This is a genomic window from Massilia sp. IC2-476, from assembly GCF_020707295.1.
In the GTDB taxonomy this organism is placed as follows: Bacteria; Pseudomonadota; Gammaproteobacteria; order Burkholderiales; family Burkholderiaceae_D; genus Telluria.
In genome coordinates, this window is the sequence record NZ_JAJFER010000010.1 from 76809 (window position 1) to 91294 (window position 14486).

General features: G+C 67.2%; 17 protein-coding genes. 4 read left to right on the top strand and 13 right to left on the bottom strand.

All coding sequences use genetic code 11. The features are described 5' to 3' along the window. The 13 genes from gspD to gpmA all read right to left on the bottom strand — a co-directional run bounded on the left by gspD (position 1) and on the right by gpmA (position 12574). The gene (gspD, locus tag LK539_RS22225; protein WP_227803247.1) at positions 1–2328 is read right to left on the bottom strand and encodes a type II secretion system secretin GspD; all 2328 of its coding nucleotides are present in this window, start codon (positions 2326–2328) and stop codon (positions 1–3) included. Further along, a complete protein-coding gene (gspN, locus tag LK539_RS22230; RefSeq protein WP_227803248.1) occupies positions 2328–3101 on the bottom strand; it encodes a type II secretion system protein N in 774 nt (257 codons plus the stop codon). Before gspN ends, gspD begins: the two co-directional genes overlap by 1 nt. Further along, positions 3098–3628 carry a type II secretion system protein GspM gene (gene gspM, locus LK539_RS22235; protein WP_227803249.1) on the bottom strand — a complete coding sequence of 177 codons (531 nt, stop codon included), beginning with the start codon at positions 3626–3628 and terminating at the stop codon, positions 3098–3100. The genes gspN and gspM overlap by 4 nt, the downstream gene beginning before the upstream one ends. Beyond that, a complete protein-coding gene (gene gspL, locus LK539_RS22240; protein WP_227803250.1) occupies positions 3625–4875 on the bottom strand; it encodes a type II secretion system protein GspL in 1251 nt (416 codons plus the stop codon). The genes gspM and gspL overlap by 4 nt, the downstream gene beginning before the upstream one ends. A 16-nt stretch (positions 4876–4891) precedes the next feature. After that, positions 4892–5932, bottom strand: a complete 1041-nt coding sequence (gene gspK, locus LK539_RS22245; RefSeq protein ID WP_227803251.1) for a type II secretion system minor pseudopilin GspK — start codon at positions 5930–5932, stop codon at positions 4892–4894. Then, positions 5932–6558: a type II secretion system protein J gene (locus LK539_RS22250; protein ID WP_227803252.1), complete on the bottom strand. Its 627-nt coding sequence runs from the start codon at positions 6556–6558 to the stop codon at positions 5932–5934. Before LK539_RS22250 ends, gspK begins: the two co-directional genes overlap by 1 nt. A 5-nt stretch (positions 6559–6563) precedes the next feature. Then, positions 6564–6944 (bottom strand): type II secretion system minor pseudopilin GspI, encoded by a 381-nt coding sequence (gene gspI, locus LK539_RS22255; RefSeq protein ID WP_227803253.1) that lies wholly within the window; start codon positions 6942–6944, stop codon positions 6564–6566. Between the two features lie 10 nt (positions 6945–6954). Beyond that, positions 6955–7434, bottom strand: a complete 480-nt coding sequence (gspH, locus tag LK539_RS22260) for a type II secretion system minor pseudopilin GspH (protein WP_227803254.1) — start codon at positions 7432–7434, stop codon at positions 6955–6957. A gap of 6 nt (positions 7435–7440) precedes the next feature. Beyond that, positions 7441–7884 carry a type II secretion system major pseudopilin GspG gene (gene gspG / locus LK539_RS22265; RefSeq protein WP_227803255.1) on the bottom strand — a complete coding sequence of 148 codons (444 nt, stop codon included), beginning with the start codon at positions 7882–7884 and terminating at the stop codon, positions 7441–7443. A gap of 103 nt (positions 7885–7987) precedes the next feature. Beyond that, positions 7988–8788, bottom strand: coding sequence for a molybdopterin-synthase adenylyltransferase MoeB (locus LK539_RS22270; protein ID WP_227803256.1), 801 nt, complete (start codon positions 8786–8788; stop codon positions 7988–7990). A 124-nt stretch (positions 8789–8912) separates the two neighbouring features. Continuing rightward, complete coding sequence (locus LK539_RS22275) at positions 8913–10385, bottom strand: S41 family peptidase (RefSeq protein ID WP_227803257.1); 1473 nt, start codon at positions 10383–10385, stop codon at positions 8913–8915. Between the two features lie 11 nt (positions 10386–10396). Beyond that, the gene (locus LK539_RS22280; protein ID WP_227803306.1) at positions 10397–11818 is read right to left on the bottom strand and encodes a murein hydrolase activator EnvC; all 1422 of its coding nucleotides are present in this window, start codon (positions 11816–11818) and stop codon (positions 10397–10399) included. 9 nt (positions 11819–11827) lie between these two features. Continuing rightward, complete coding sequence (gene gpmA, locus LK539_RS22285; protein ID WP_227803258.1) at positions 11828–12574, bottom strand: 2,3-diphosphoglycerate-dependent phosphoglycerate mutase; 747 nt, start codon at positions 12572–12574, stop codon at positions 11828–11830. Between the two features lie 95 nt (positions 12575–12669). Between gpmA and LK539_RS22290 the strand changes: the two genes are divergently transcribed. The 4 genes from LK539_RS22290 (at position 12670) to LK539_RS22305 (ending at position 14469) form a co-directional block, all read left to right on the top strand. Next, the gene (locus tag LK539_RS22290; RefSeq protein WP_227803260.1) at positions 12670–13071 is read left to right on the top strand and encodes a rhodanese-like domain-containing protein; all 402 of its coding nucleotides are present in this window, start codon (positions 12670–12672) and stop codon (positions 13069–13071) included. Between the two features lie 20 nt (positions 13072–13091). Further along, entirely contained in the window at positions 13092–13355 is a 264-nt protein-coding gene (gene grxC, locus LK539_RS22295) for a glutaredoxin 3 (RefSeq protein ID WP_227803261.1), read from the top strand. A gap of 134 nt (positions 13356–13489) precedes the next feature. Beyond that, positions 13490–13948: a protein-export chaperone SecB gene (gene secB, locus LK539_RS22300; RefSeq protein WP_227803262.1), complete on the top strand. Its 459-nt coding sequence runs from the start codon at positions 13490–13492 to the stop codon at positions 13946–13948. Positions 13949–14055: 107 nt separating this feature from the next. After that, positions 14056–14469: an SH3 domain-containing protein gene (locus LK539_RS22305; protein ID WP_373889588.1), complete on the top strand. Its 414-nt coding sequence runs from the start codon at positions 14056–14058 to the stop codon at positions 14467–14469. Positions 14470–14486: the final 17 nt, after the last annotated feature.

The window sequence follows — 14486 nt, forward strand, 5'->3', positions numbered from 1 at the left end:
TTATTTCTGGTTCGATGGCGTCACTGGCCGAAATTGCGACGCGGGCTGTTTGCCCTGCTGTCCCTGCGGAACAGACTGGCCGCTGGCGGCGCCCGGCGCACCGCCGGCGGCCGGGGCGGTCTGGGCCGGCGCGGTCGCCATGGTGCCGCCGACGGGCGGCTGGCCATTGGTCAGCGGCGGCAGCGACGGCGCACCGAGGTTGCGCATCAGGATCGTCTCGTCCTGCGATGCCTGGCCCGCGGCGCCGGCGGCGCGCATGTATTCGTAGCGGTCCATGGCGAGCGAACTCGAGGCTTCCTTGCTGCGCACCACGACGGGGCGCAGGAACACCATCAGGTTGGTCTTGGTCCGGGTGCGGTTGCGGTACTTGAACAGGTTGCCCAGCACCGGAATGTCGCCCAGGCCGCGTACTTTCTCTTCACCATCGCCTTCGGTGTCCTCGATGAGGCCGCCAAGGACGATGATCTGGCCGTCGTCGGCCAGCACATTGCTTTCGATCGCGCGCACGTTAGTGGTCAGGCCCGAAGGAGCATTCCGGGTTGAAGGGTCGACGCTCGAATTTTCGTGGTAGATCGCCATCTTGATCGTACCGCCTTCCGAGATTTGCGGGCGCACCTTGAGCAGCAGGCCGACGTCGCGGCGGTCCACGGTCTGGAAGGGGTTGCCGCCGCCGGTCGCGGCCGTGGTCGTGTACGAACCGGTAATGATCGGCACGTTCTGGCCGACCTTGATCGTCGCCAGCTCGTTGTCCAGCGTGATCATGTTCGGTGTCGACAAGATGTTGCTGTTGCCGTCGTTTTCAAGTGCGCGTGCCACCGCGCCGAGGCCCAGCTCGCCGCCCACCTGGCGGAACAGGCCGAAGGTCAGGCCGCCCGGTATGGTCGGCACGGAAGTGCCCGACAGACCCTGGCGCGCGGCCGCGGCCAGGTTGACGATGTTGCTGCCCTGGGCGCCGCCGGTGAAGGACTGGACGCCGCCGACGCGGTACTTGCTGTCGCTGTCGCCCGAGGCGCCGATCCATTGCACCCCGAATTCGGAGGCCTTGTTGGCATTCACCTCGACCACCAGCGCCTCGATGTAGACCTGGGCGCGGCGTACGTCGAGCTGGTCGATGACGTTGCGCAGGTTGCGGTAGACCGCGTCCGGTGCGGTGATGATCAGGCTGTTGGTCGAGGCGTCGGCCTGGATGAAGCCCGAGCCCTGGCCGCCGCCGGCGCCGCCGGCCGTCAGCTGGCTCTGCTGGCCGTAGGTATTGCCGGTGCCGGCCATGCCGACGCTGCTCTGCTGGCCCTGCTGGCCGCCGAGTCCGCCCTGGCCGCCCTGCCCTCCGGTCGAGCCGGCCTGGATCGAGCCGCCCGAGGTGCCCTGCTGCTGCACCGGCACGGCGGAGGCGTCCTGCGAGACCACGGCGCGCAGGGTCTGGGCCACGCGGCTGGCGTCGGCGTTCTTCAGGTAAACGACGTGGATGTTGCCCTGGCTCGAGGTCTGCTGGTCGAGACGCGCGATCAGCGACTTGGCCAGGTTGGCGCGCGCCTGCGAGGGGGCGCGGATCACCACCGAATTGGTGCGCGGGTCGGCCAGCACGGTGACGCGGCCGGAGTCGCCGCCGGCCGCTGGTTCCATCAGGCGGGTGACGAGGGTGGCGACGTCGGAGGCGATCGCGTTGCGGATCGGGACGACGTCGAGGTCGGCCGCCACCGGCGTATCGAGCGCTCCGATGATCTTGGCCAGGCGACGCAGGTTGTCGGCGTAGTCGGTGATGACCAGGGTGTTGTTACCCGGGTTCGCCATGATGGAATTGTTCGGCGAAATCAGCGGACGCAGCACGGCGGTGAGGTTGGCCGCCGATTCATACGACAGGTAGAACACCTGGGTCGCGATCTGGTCGCCGGTGGCGCGGCTGGCGCGCACGCCGCCGACCTGGGTCGGCGAGGACTGGGCCTTGGCTTCGGCTTCCGGCACCACCTTGGCATAGCCGTCGCCGCTGGTGACCACCGCATAGCCCTGCAGGCGCAGGGTCGAGGTCAGCAGGGCGAAAGCCTGGGTCTTGCTCAGCGATTTTTCCGACACCAGGGTGATCGTGCCCTTTACGCGCGGATCGATGATGAAGGTCATGCCGGTGTAGTGGCCGATCGCCTTGATCACCGATTCGATGTCGGCGTTGACGAAGCTGAGCGCCGCGGCGTTCGCCGTTTCCTGCGCCAGTACGGGCGCCACGGGCACCGTGGTCGCGGCGAAGCAGCACAGCATGGCGCCGGCGGCCAGGCGGCGCAGCGCCGGCAGGCGGAAATTGTTGCGGACGACGGTGGTACGGGAATTGTTGGTCATTATCTGAACTCGAGTGCGATTATGTTTTTGCCGTTCACCATGCGGCGCTGGCCCAGCAGGTTGAGCATGTTGCCCAGCGTCTGTTCGTATCCCTCGGCGGCCGAGGCCTGGCCGGAAAAGCGCAGGCGTCCGTTCTGCAGCATACCCGAGCCTGTCAATACAAGCGCACCGCGCACGGTACGCAAGTTGAGGTCGGCCTGGCTGCCGCGCCAGTCGAATGCCATTTCATAGCTGCCCAGCGGCCGCACGGGCGACATGCGCGAACCCATGTCGGTCATGGTCAATACCGTACGGCCTTGCACCGTCACCGTATTGGGCTGGCGCAGCAGGTCGAGCGTATTCCAGACCAGACGGATGGTGCCGCTCGGCGCGAGCGTGTTGAGCGGGGCGCCCAGGCCGGCCAGGCCTTCGGCCGGCAGCAGCAGTTCGCCGCTGCTCACCTGCCATTGCGACCAGCTGCCGTCGATACGGACCGGGCGCGCCAGCGCTTGCGGGTTTTCCAATTCCACGTGGACTTGGCCCAGGAGCACCAGTGGCGACAGGCGCCAGGCAAAGCGTCCCGGCAGCAGCGGCGTCACGGCGCCGCCCTCGCCCGGCGCGCCGCCGATGAACGCTGAGCCGTTCCAGAGCGTACCCTGCGCATCCCCCAGAGTCAAACGACCGCCGGTCTGCTTCTCGACCATCGGTCCGAGCCAGGTAGCCGGCAGGAATGCCAGCACCGTGACGAGCACGGCCAGGATGATCGGCAGCAGCCACAGGAGCAGGCGCTTCATTGAGCCGTCGCGCTGGCCTGGCGCAGCGTCAGGGTGGCGTCGACCTGTCCTTCCGCAGCCAGGGCGGTGAAGGTGGCGTCCTGCACCTGCACCCGGTTCTCGCGCCGCTGGGCGTCGAGCCAGGACACCAGGTTGGCGAAGGACACGGCATTGAACTGGAGCTTGGCGTATTCGCCCGTCATGGTGAGCGAGCCCGCCTTCAGGCCGCGCTGGGCCATGCTGGCATTCAGAAGCTCGGCCGTCATGGGCGGCACCTGTGGCGCCGGGCTGGCGGCCAGGGACTGCGCCTCGGCTGCCATGCTCTGCAGCTGCGCGGCCTGCTGGCGCAGCGCCGGCAGCGAGCGGCGCAGGTTGTCCCGCCCTTCGAGGGCGGGCGCCAGCAGCAGCCCGTAGACGAGCGCGACCAGGACCACGGCCCCGCCGACGGTGAGGAACTTGCGCTCCTGGTCGGTGCGCCCGAGCCACCAGGCGAGCGCACGCTCGCGCAGGGCGCCGGTCTTGGCGCGGAAATTGGTGACGGCGTTCATGGTGCGGCTCCTGCTGCTGCATTCGATCCCGGCGCAGGCGCCGGCGCGGCGCCGGTGCTGCGGATGACCCAGGTGGCGGGTGGCGTTTCTTCCAGGCTCAGGTTGCGTGCGCCGAGGGCGGCGCGCAGCTGGCCGGTAGAAGCGGGATCGACCGATTCGGGCCGCACGCGCACCGTGAGGGCGCGGTCGCGGAATTCCATCGAGGCGATGGCCGGCGGACGGCCGAGGTTGCGCACGGTCTCGCCGAAGGCGCCCGCGATCCAGCCGAACTCTTCCTGGCCGACCTGGCCGCTAGCGGCCTTGGCGCGCGCGATGTTCTGGCGCATCTGGGCTACCGGGTCGATTACCGGCTGGTTCGGGTAGGCGCTGCGGAAGGTCTGGTCCATGCTTTGGCGCACCGCGTCGGCTTCGCGCTTCAGGCGCAGCCATTCGATGTTGATGCCGATGATGTTGACCACGATGGCGGCGATGGCCAGGCGGATCGGCCAGCGCCAGCGGCTCCAGTCGCGCTGGGCCACGCCGGCGGTGCCCAGGCCCGGCACCAGGTCGAGGGTGCTGCTCTTGCTACCTGCGATCCAGTGTTCCCACGCATCGCTTTCCAGCGTGATGCCGGGGCCGGCTTCCGCCAGCAGTACCTGGTATTCGCCCAGCTGTTCGTGCGGCACGAACAGGATCAGGGGCGCGTCGCCGGCCAGTGCGCGCGCCGTCTGCAGCGTGAGCGTCGGGTTGCCGTCCAGGGCCAGTCCCAGGCCCTCGTACTGGCCCTGGCGCAGCAGCAGTTCGTTGTTGCCGATGGCGGCGCTGACGCTGCCCGGCATCAAGGGCAGGCACAGCTGCGCAGGCATGGCGGCGACGGCGCGCGCCCCCATGCCGAGCAGGGCCCGCACCAGCGGCTCGAGCCAGTCGCGCTGGACCACGCCAACCGGACGGCGTCCATCCGGCAGGGCGGGACCGGCCACCAGCACGCAGTCGAGCGGGTCGCCCAGGATATGTTCTTCGACCAGGGCCGGCAGCGCGGCGCGCAGGCGCGCGCCGGAGAGTGGCGGGGCCTGGACCGGCAACAGGGTCACGTCGGCGCCGGCCAGCAGCAGCACCACGCGGCGGCTGGCGGCGACCGCGTCGCCCAGGTTGCGCAGCAGGCCCTCGCCCTGCTGCGCGATGCTGCCGTTGTCGAGCACCACCGCAAAGCGGCACAACGCGCCCTCGCCTTCGGCTCTCGCCGGATGGCGAATATAAAGAGTAGTCAAACTGTCTCGCTTTCTTCTAGTTCTGGCGGGTCCAGATCACTCGGGTGCCGCCGCCGACGGTGGGTATGGGAGTACGCTGGATCAGCGACTCCGCGTTCAACGCCGCGCGGTCGAGCCGGATACGGCTCTGTACGATAAACCAACTGCTTTTGATGTCCCATGTCGTTTCGGGCAAGTCCTGGCCAGTGTTGGCCTGGCTTGCAAAATCCGCCGGCGTACGCCATGCCGCCGTCTTGCGCCGCGCCACCAGGCTGTTGGCCTGGGACAGCGACATCCCCGGCACGATCGCCGCCAACAGCTCGGCGGGCACGGTATTCACGTTCAGCCTCGTCGCCTCTGCACCCGACGGCAGCACGATCAGGAAGGGCCGCAGCTGCGCCAGGATCTGCGGCGTCACCCCCTGCACCGCCAGCAGGTCGTCCACCTGCAGCAGCGGGATCGGCACGCCGTTCACGGGCGGCACCGGCGGCAGGGTTCCGCCTATCGTTCCGCCTGTCGTCCCACCCGTCGTTCCTCCGCTGGTTCCGCCAGGTATCCCCTGCGGATCCGCCGGCGCCGCCACCTGCTGCCCCTGGGCGACGAAGTTGGCGACCCGGTTGCCCAGGCGTGCGTCCAGGCGCAGGTTGTCCAGCAGCCGTTCGAAGATGCGCACCTGCGCCTCGTCCTTGACGCGGTCGCGCGCGAGGTTGGCCAGATTGTAACGCGACGTGGCGTCAATAATGTTACCGGACAATGTCGCGTCAAAATTTTCACCTTGGACCCGTTCACGCTCGATGTACTGGTCGAGGCGGGTTTCGGCCAGGGGCGTGGCCCAGACCTGGTCGAGCGAGGTGTACTGCGAGGTGTAGGCGTCCTGGCGCAGCACCAGGCTGGCCCAGTCGAGGGCGCCGCGCAGGATCCATTTGGTCTGCAGGTGCAGGCGCTGGTTTTCCATCGAGCGCACCTGCACCTGCTGCTGCCAGAACAGGCTGGCGACGATCGAGATGGCCAGCGTGGTGAGCAGCAGCGCGGTGACGACCGCGACGCCGCGCTGGCGAGTCAGGTTGTAGCGGCGCATCAGGTGCCTCCCAGCAGGAAGGACTTGACCATCGGCTGGGCCAGGCCGGTGGCGGTCAGGCCGACCTGAATGCCTTCGGGGTCGGGCGCCGCGGTGCCGTCGGTGACGGCCTGGGCTTCCTTGCGCCAGGCATTGTTCTGCCAGGCCTGGATCTGCATGGCGGCCACGCCGGTCTGCAAGGCCACCGGCGGCGCGACGTCGGACGGCGCATCGCTCGCGGCCGCCTGCCACAAGCCTTCGAGCTGGGTCAGGTCGCGCGTGCCGCGCGATTCGCGCCGCACCAGGGTGCCGCCGGCAACACGGTAGGACACCACCACCAGTTGCGAGGGTTCGTTTTCGTTATAGGTCTTGCGCACCAGCACCAACCGGTCGTCAGCCCATTGCAGATTGGGCCGGCGGCCGATGATCTCGCGCCCCGCAAGGTGTTCGCAGTCGCTCTGCATCTGGGCGAAGGCCAGCTGCATGCCGCGCGTGACTTCCATCTGCTCGGTCAGGGCGATGCGGGCGCGCACGATGCCGTCCAGGCCGCGCCAGCCGAGCACGGCCAGGATGGCGAGGATGCTGATCGCCACCAGCAGCTCGACCAGCGTAAAGCCGCGGCGGCGGGTGTGAATGGACGGGGTCATGTGCTTCATGTGCGAGATGGCCTCAACACGAGCTGAACCAGTTTGACGATGCGGCGCTCCGGACGTTCGGCGTCAAACACCGAGACTTCGATCCGGCGCAATTGCGGGTTCGGGCTGGTCAGCACTTCCTCCTCGCAGACCAGGTTCAGCTCGCCCTGCGCGCAGGGGAAGCTGCGCTTGCCCACTTCGGGGAATTCCTTGCCCAGGCGGATTTGCACCAGGCGGTTCTCGGCCGACCAGGTGGCCATCATGGAGGCGCGCAGGCCGTCGCTGTTGGCGGTCAGGCTGCCGACCGCGCGCAGGCCGGCGCCGAGCGCGGTGCCGACGATGACGAGGGCGACCAACACTTCGAGCAGGGTGAATCCGCGTTGGGGGCGTGGGCGCATGATGGGCTTCCTATTCGACCGTGAAGTGACCGACGCCGTCGGCGCGGATCGCGACCGCGTTGCCGCCAGTGGCCAGGGTCAGCAAGAAGGGCTTGTCGACCGGTTCGCGCCCGAAGGTGATGCGCACAGTGCTGGGATCGCTGCTGGCGGTCGGCTGCAGCACCAGCTGCAGCGGCGCGCCGCGGAAAGTGCGTTCGCGCAGCAGGTCGTCGCGCGTGACGGGCTCCCAGCCGGTGTCGTTGCGCACCACGAAGCGGTAGCGCTCGCCATTGGCCTCGAAGGCCACCTGGCGGTTGCGCACGATGGCTTCGTCGCGCGCCAGCTGCAACAGCAGGGCCAGGCGCTGGGCTTCCTGTTGCAGGTCCTGGCGCGGCGAGGGAATGGCGTTGAGCGAAGCGAGGCCCAGCGTGATGCCGATGATGACCATCACGACCAGCAGCTCCACCAGGGTGAAGCCGGCGCTGCGTGCAGGGGCGCCCAGGGCCCGCATCAGGAATTATTCCCAGGAACCGACGTCGGCATCCTCGCCGGTGCCGCCAGGCTGGCCATCGGCGCCCAGCGACATGATGTCCACTTCGCCATGGATGCCCGGCGACAGATACTGGTAGGCATTGCCCCATGGGTCTTTCGGCAGCTTTTCCATGTAGCCGCCGGCCTTCCAGCCGTTGGCGGCCGGGCCCGCGGTAGGCTTGGTGATCAGGGCCTGCAGGCCCTGCTCGGTGCTCGGGTAGCGCTGGTTGTCGAGCTTGTAGAGCTTGAGCGCCTGCATCATGGTGGCGATGTCGGTCTTGGCGGCGGTCACGCGCGCTTCACCGGTACGACCCAGCAGTTTCGGCACCACCAGGGCGCCCAGGATGCCGATGATGACCACGACGACCATGATCTCGACCAGGGTGAAACCGCCGGCGCGGCGCTGCTTGCGTTGCGAATCAATGTGCATGGATGCTCTTCGTAAAGTAGGTCGGTGGGAGGCTGACAGTATAAGCCACCCTGTCTGCACGGGCTACCACGTGCACCGGAGAAATTCTACCCAGCCGCCCGGTTTAATTCTGTCTTAAAGAGGTCTTGTTTTTGTACTCATTGTGCGCCGGGTTGGCCCGATTCGCACACACCGGACAGGAGGGATTGCGCGCAACTTTGACGCCGCTCCACTCCATGGCGCGGCCGTCGAGCAGCAGCAGGTGCCCGGCCAGCGGCTCGCCGATGCCGGCCACCAGCTTCATGGCCTCCGCGGCCTGCATGGCGCCCACCACCCCGACCAGGGGTGCGAACACACCCATGGTGCTGCAGGCAACATCTTCGAAATTGCTGTCTTCAGGGAACAGGCAGGCATAGCAGGGAGCGTCCGGGTTGCGCGTGTCGAACACGGACAGCTGGCCGTCGAAGCGGATCACGGCGCCGGAGACCAGCGGCTTGGCTTCCTGCACGCAGGCGCGGTTGACGGCGTGGCGGGTGGCGAAGTTGTCGCTGCAATCGAGCACGACCGTCGCGGCGCGGACCAGTTCGCGCAGGCGTTCGCCGGCGGCGCGTTCCTTGAGGGCCGTGACGGTGATCTCGGGGTTAATGGCGAGCAGAGCCTGGCGGCCGGAGTCGACCTTGGGCTGGCCGATGCGCCCCGTGGTGTGCATGACCTGGCGCTGCAGGTTGGTGAGGTCGACCTCGTCGTCGTCGACCAGGGTGATGTGGCCGATGCCGCCGGACGCCAGGTACAGGGCCGCCGGCGAACCGAGGCCGCCGGCGCCGATGACCAGGGCGTGGGCGTCGAGCAGGCGCTGCTGGCCGTCGATGCCGATGTCGTCGAGGAGGATGTGGCGGGAGTAGCGCAGGAGTTGGGTGTCGTTCATCGTGCCGGGTGTGCGACGTAGGGTGGGCGGCTATGCCGCCCACGCGGATAGTTAGCAGCGAAATCATCCGCCGCGAGATCGGAACCTGTCGCGATCACCGCGTGGGCGGGAGAACCCGCCCACCCTACTTTTTAGGCCCCTTGATCTCCGCCGGCTTCTGCTCCGCCCCCGGCAAGGCCTTCGGCGCCGCCGGCTTCAAGGCTTCCGGCTCCGACTTGGCCAGCTCGACCTTCTGCCCCTTGAAGTGATTGATCGCCTGCGCCAGCTGGAAGTCGTCCTTGCTGCCGTAATCCAGCGGCTTGCGGTCCTTCAGCTGGGCGAGCGCGCGCTGCTGGGCCTCGAGCGCTTCTTTCTGGTCCTTGGCGGCCGGGGTCTTTTCGCCCTCGCCCGCCAGGTGGCGCTGCAGGTCGGCTTCGCGCACGCGCAGCACGGCCAGGGCGTCGCCTTCCGCCGTTTCGTCCACGCGCATGTCGGGCACGATGCCGGTGGCCTGGATCGGGCGACCCTTCGGGGTGTAGTAGCGCGCCGTGGTGAGTTTCACCGCGGTGTCGGGCGAGAGCTGGCGCAGGGTCTGCACCGAGCCCTTGCCGAAGGTCTGGCTGCCCATGATGATGGCGCGCTTGTAGTCCTGCAGGGCGCCGGCCACGATCTCGGAGGCCGAGGCCGAGCCGCCGTTGACCAGCACCACCATCGGCACGGTTTTCAGGCCTGCCGGCAGGCCGGCCAGCGGATCGGCGCCGCGCTGGGCATAGAACTCGCGGCGGCCATAGAACTGGTGGTTCGAATCGGGCAGCTGGCCCTTGGTCGAGACGATCAGCTGATCCTGCTGCGGCAGGAAGGCAGCCGAGACGCCGACCGCGCCCGGCAGCAGGCCGCCCGGGTCGTTGCGCAGGTCAAGCACCAGGCCCTTGATCTGCGGGTCTTCGGCATACAGGGCCTTGGCCTTCTTGGCCAGTTCTTCGAGCGTGTTTTCCTGGAACTGGCTGACGCGCAGCCAGGCATAGCCCGGCTCGATCATCTTGGCCTTGACGCTGGCGACCGTGATTTCCTGGCGCTGCACCGGCAGCACCCACGGACGGTCCTCGCCGCGGCGGGCGATGGTGAGCGTGACCTTGCTGCCGGCCTTGCCGCGCATGCGCTTGATCGCTTCGTCGAGCGACATGTTGCGTACAGGGACGTTGTCGATGCGGGTGATCAGGTCGCCGGACTTGATGCCGGCCTTGTGTGCGGGCGAATCCTCGATCGGAGCGACGATCTTGACGTAGCCGTCTTCGCTGGCCACTTCGATGCCGACGCCGACGAACTTGCCCTGCACCGCTTCCTTCATCTCCTTGTAGGCCTTCTGGTCCAGGTAGACGGAGTGCGGGTCGAGCGAGGCCACCATGCCGCCAATCGCTTCGGACAGCAGCTTCTTGTCCGAGACCGGTTCGACGTAGTCGGTCTTGATCAGGCCATAGACGTCGGCCAGCTGGCGCAGTTCGTCCAGCGGCAGCGGCGCGCCGGTTTCCTTCTGCGCGTGCGCCGAGAACTGGAAGGAAGCGGCCACGCCGGCCACCATGCCCAGTCCGATCAGTCCGATATTCTTTGCCTTACCCATGTATTACGCCCCTAGAATTTGATCCAGCCTGCCGGATCCAAGGGCTGGCCGCGATGCCTGAGCTCAAAGTATAGCCCCGATTCCTCGTTGCCGCCGGTATTGCCCGCGCTCGCGATCACCTCGCCCGCCTTGACCATGTCGCCCGCGCGCTTGAGCAGGGCCGAGTTGTTTCCGTAGGTCGTCAGGTACTCGCCGCCGTGGTCGATGATGATCAGGTTGCCCCAGCCGCGCAGCCAGTCGGCGTGCACCACGCGGCCCGGTCCGACCGCGCGCACCTCGGTCCCTTCGGGGGCCTTGATGAAGGTGCCCTTCCAGGTCGGTCCCTGGCCGCGGCGGCTGCCGAAGCGGGCCGCGATGGTGCCGTTCACCGGGGCATTCATGCGGCCCTTGAGACTGGCAAAGGCGCCGGCCGGCGCCGGCGGCGCCAGCGCCACTTCCGGTGGCGGCGGTGCGCTCGGCTTGCTTTCGACCGGTTTCGGCTGCTCGGCCACCTTCGGCGGTTCCGGCTCCGGTACCGGTTTGCTGCCCGGCTTGGCGTTCTGGCGCGCGATGCGCTCGCGTTCGGCCTTCTCGGCCGCCAGCTTGGCGCGGGCCAGGGCGCGCGCCTTTTCTTCCGCCTCGGCCTTGGCCTTGGCGGCGGCCAGCGCGGCCTGGCGGCGCTGCTCGGCTTCGGCCTGCTCGCGGATCAGGCGCGTCAGGCGGTCCACCAGGCCCGACATGCGCTGTTCGTCGCGCTGCAGGCGGTCGGCCTGCTTGCGCTGGTCGGCCAGCCGGGTCGACAGGTTCTGCAGCAGCGCGCTGCGCTTGGACTTTTCCTTTTCCAGCAGGCTCTTCTGCTCCTGCTGCTCGGCGGCGATTTCCTGCAGTTCCTGCTGGGCGTTCTCGACCTTGTCGCGGTTGGCCTCGACCTCAGCCAGGTTGGCGCGCAGCGAGCTCAGGAGCTTGGCCTGGGCCTGCGAGACATAGGCCATCATCTGCAGGTCGCGGTTGATGCGGTTCGGATTGTCGCCGGACAGCAGGAGCTTGATGCGGTCTTCGTTGCCGGCCACGTAGTGTTCGCGCAGCAGTTGCGACAATTGTTTCTTTTGAGAAACAATTGTCCCCTGCAGCCTTTCACCTTCCGTCGACAGCGCGTGCAGGCGGGTGCTGGTCTGGTCCTGTTCCTCGGCCAGGTCGCGCAGCGCGCGGTTGGCGTCGGAAATGGCAGCCTCGGACTCGGCCAGCTCGTCGGCGGCGTCGTCCCGGGCATCCTCGGTGCGGGCGATGTCGCGCTTGATCGCCTCCAGCTTTTGCTGGATGCCGGCACGCTGCTTCTCCACGGTCGCCTTCTGGCGGCTGCGGTCGGTCTGGCGTTGGGCAAAGGCGGGATTGGACAGCGCGGCGGCCAGCAGCGTGCACAGGAGCAAGCTGCCGGCCGACTTCGTGAATGGCAAACGCAAGACTTACTTCGCCTTCCCTTGGTTGGCCACGGCCGCCATGGCGGCGGCGATCGCTTCCTGGTCGCCCAGGTAGTAGTGCTTGATCGGTTTCAGGTCCGCGTCCAGTTCATATACGAGCGGCTGGCCGTTCGGGATGTTCAGGCCGACGATGTCGCTGTCGCTGATGTTATCCAGCATCTTGATGATGGCGCGCAGGCTGTTGCCGTGGGCCGAGATCAGGATCTTCTTGCCGGCGCGGATGGCCGGGGCGATTTCCTCGTCCCAGGCCGGCATCACGCGCGCCACGGTGTCCTTCAGGCATTCGGTCAGCGGGATTTGTTCCTTTGCCAGGCTGGCGTAGCGCGGGTCGTTGAACGAGGTGCGCGGGTCGTTCGCTTCCAGCGCGGGCGGCGGGGTGTCGTAGCTGCGGCGCCAGACCAGCACCTGCTCGTCGCCGAATTTTGCTGCCGTCTCGCCCTTGTCCAGGCCCTGCAGGGCGCCGTAGTGGCGCTCGTTCAGGCGCCAGTCGTTCTTGACCGGCAGGTACATCATGTCCATCTCGTCCAGCGCCAGCCACAGGGTGCGGATCGCACGCTTGAGCACCGAGGTATAGGCCACGTCGAAGGTGAAACCGGCTTCCTTGAGCACGCGGCCGGCCGTCTTCGCCTCGTTGATGCCCTTCTCGGTCAGGTCGACGTCGGTCCAGCCGGTGAAGCGGTTTTCCAGGTTCCAGGTGGATTCGCCATGGCGCATGAATACGATTTTGTACATAAGCTCTTCTTAGAAAGGATGAAAAACTGCGATTGAAATCCGGTCCAGCATCTTATTTTATAATGCGCCGATTCAGTACAACCAACGGAACCCTTGTGAATTTCATTCTCGATAATATCTTCGTGGTGGCGATTGCCGTGATTTCGGGCGGCGCCCTGCTCTGGCCGGCCCTGGCTCCGCGCGGCAAGCGCGCTACTCCGCTGCAGGCCACGCAGATGATCAACCGCGGCAAGACCCTCGTGCTGGACGTGCGTTCGGCCGAGGAATTCAACGCCGGCCACCTGCGCGACGCGAAAAACATCCCGCTGGCAGACTTGGGCAACCGAATCGGCGAGCTGGAAAAATCGAAGAACCGCAGCGTGATCGTCGTCTGCCAGACCGGCGCCCGCGCCGACAAGGCCGTGCGCCAGCTCCAGGCCGCCGGCTTCGAGGACGCTCACGCGCTCGACGGCGGCCAGGCTGCCTGGGTCGCGGCCGGCCTGCCGGTGACCAAGTAAATATTCAGGAGGAAGTACCCATGTCCGCACACGTCGTTCTCTACCACACCGCCAGCTGCCCCTATTGCGTGCGCGCCGAGCGCCTGCTCGAAGCCAAGGGCGTGACCGACATCGAACGCATCCGCGTCGACCTCGATCCGGAACAGCGCCAGATCATGATGCAGCGCACCGGCCGCCGCACCGTGCCGCAGATCTACGTGGGCGAGACCCACGTGGGCGGCTTCGACGACCTGTACGCGCTGGACCAGGCCGGGCGCCTGGACCCGCTGCTGAACGGCCAATAAGGCCCCATTTGACGGGCTTCGCGTCCGCGCCGGCGGGGGTATTGCGCGCCAGTTGATTTTGATACAATTGCCGTCGCGTTTGACCAAAGTTCCGGGACGGCGCGCCCGTCCACCCACAATTTAGAAAGCGTTCCATGTCTGACGAAAACCTGCAACCAGTATTCCAAATCCAACGCGTCTACCTGAAAGACATGTCGCTGGAGCAACCGAATTCGCCGGGCATCTTCCTCGAGCAGGAAGCCCCGACCATCGAAGTGTCGCTGGACGTCGGCGCCGAAAGCATCGCCGAAGGCATCTACGAGTCGACCGTGACCATCACCGTCACCGCCAAGCTGAAGGACAAGGTTGCGTTCCTGGTCGAAGGCAAGCAGGCAGGCATCTTCGAAGCCCGCAACATCCCGGCCGAGCAGATGGATCCGCTGCTGGGCATCGGCTGCCCGAACATCGTCTACCCGTACCTGCGCGCCAACATCGCTGACGTGATCAGCCGTGCGGGCTTCCCGCCGGTGCACCTGGCCGAGATCAACTTCGAAGCCTTCTACCAGCAGCGCCAGCAGGCAATGGCCCAGGCTGCCACCACTCCGGCACAATAAGCTTTACCGATTCACGGACGCCGCAAGCAAGCGGCGTTCGTGCCCCCGGCGACCCGGTTTACCCTGTCCTTCGGCCCGCCATGCTTCCAATCCGTCTCCTCGCAAGTGTGCTCCTACTGGCAGCACCGGCCGCGTTCGCCTTCGACTTCCGCAGCGTCGGCGCCGCCCCCGCGATCCTGTACGACACGCCGTCAAGCAAGGGCGCCCGCATGTACGTCGCGCCCCAGGGCATGCCGCTGCAGGTGCTGTCCAGCTACGCCGACTGGGTCAAGGTGCGCGATGCCAACGGCGACCTGGCGTGGACCCCGGCCAAGGGCCTGAGCGCACGCCGCAACCTGGTGGTGCGCACGCCCGGCGCCAAGGTCTTCGCTGGTCCCGACGAGAGTTCGCAGGTCCTGATGACCGCTGACAAGGGCGTGATACTGGAACTGGTCGACCCGACCGCGCTCACCTGGATCCGCGTGCGCCACCGCGACGGCATCGACGGCTACGTGCGCGCCAACGACGTCTGGGGCCTCTGATGCCAGGCCGCTCCCAG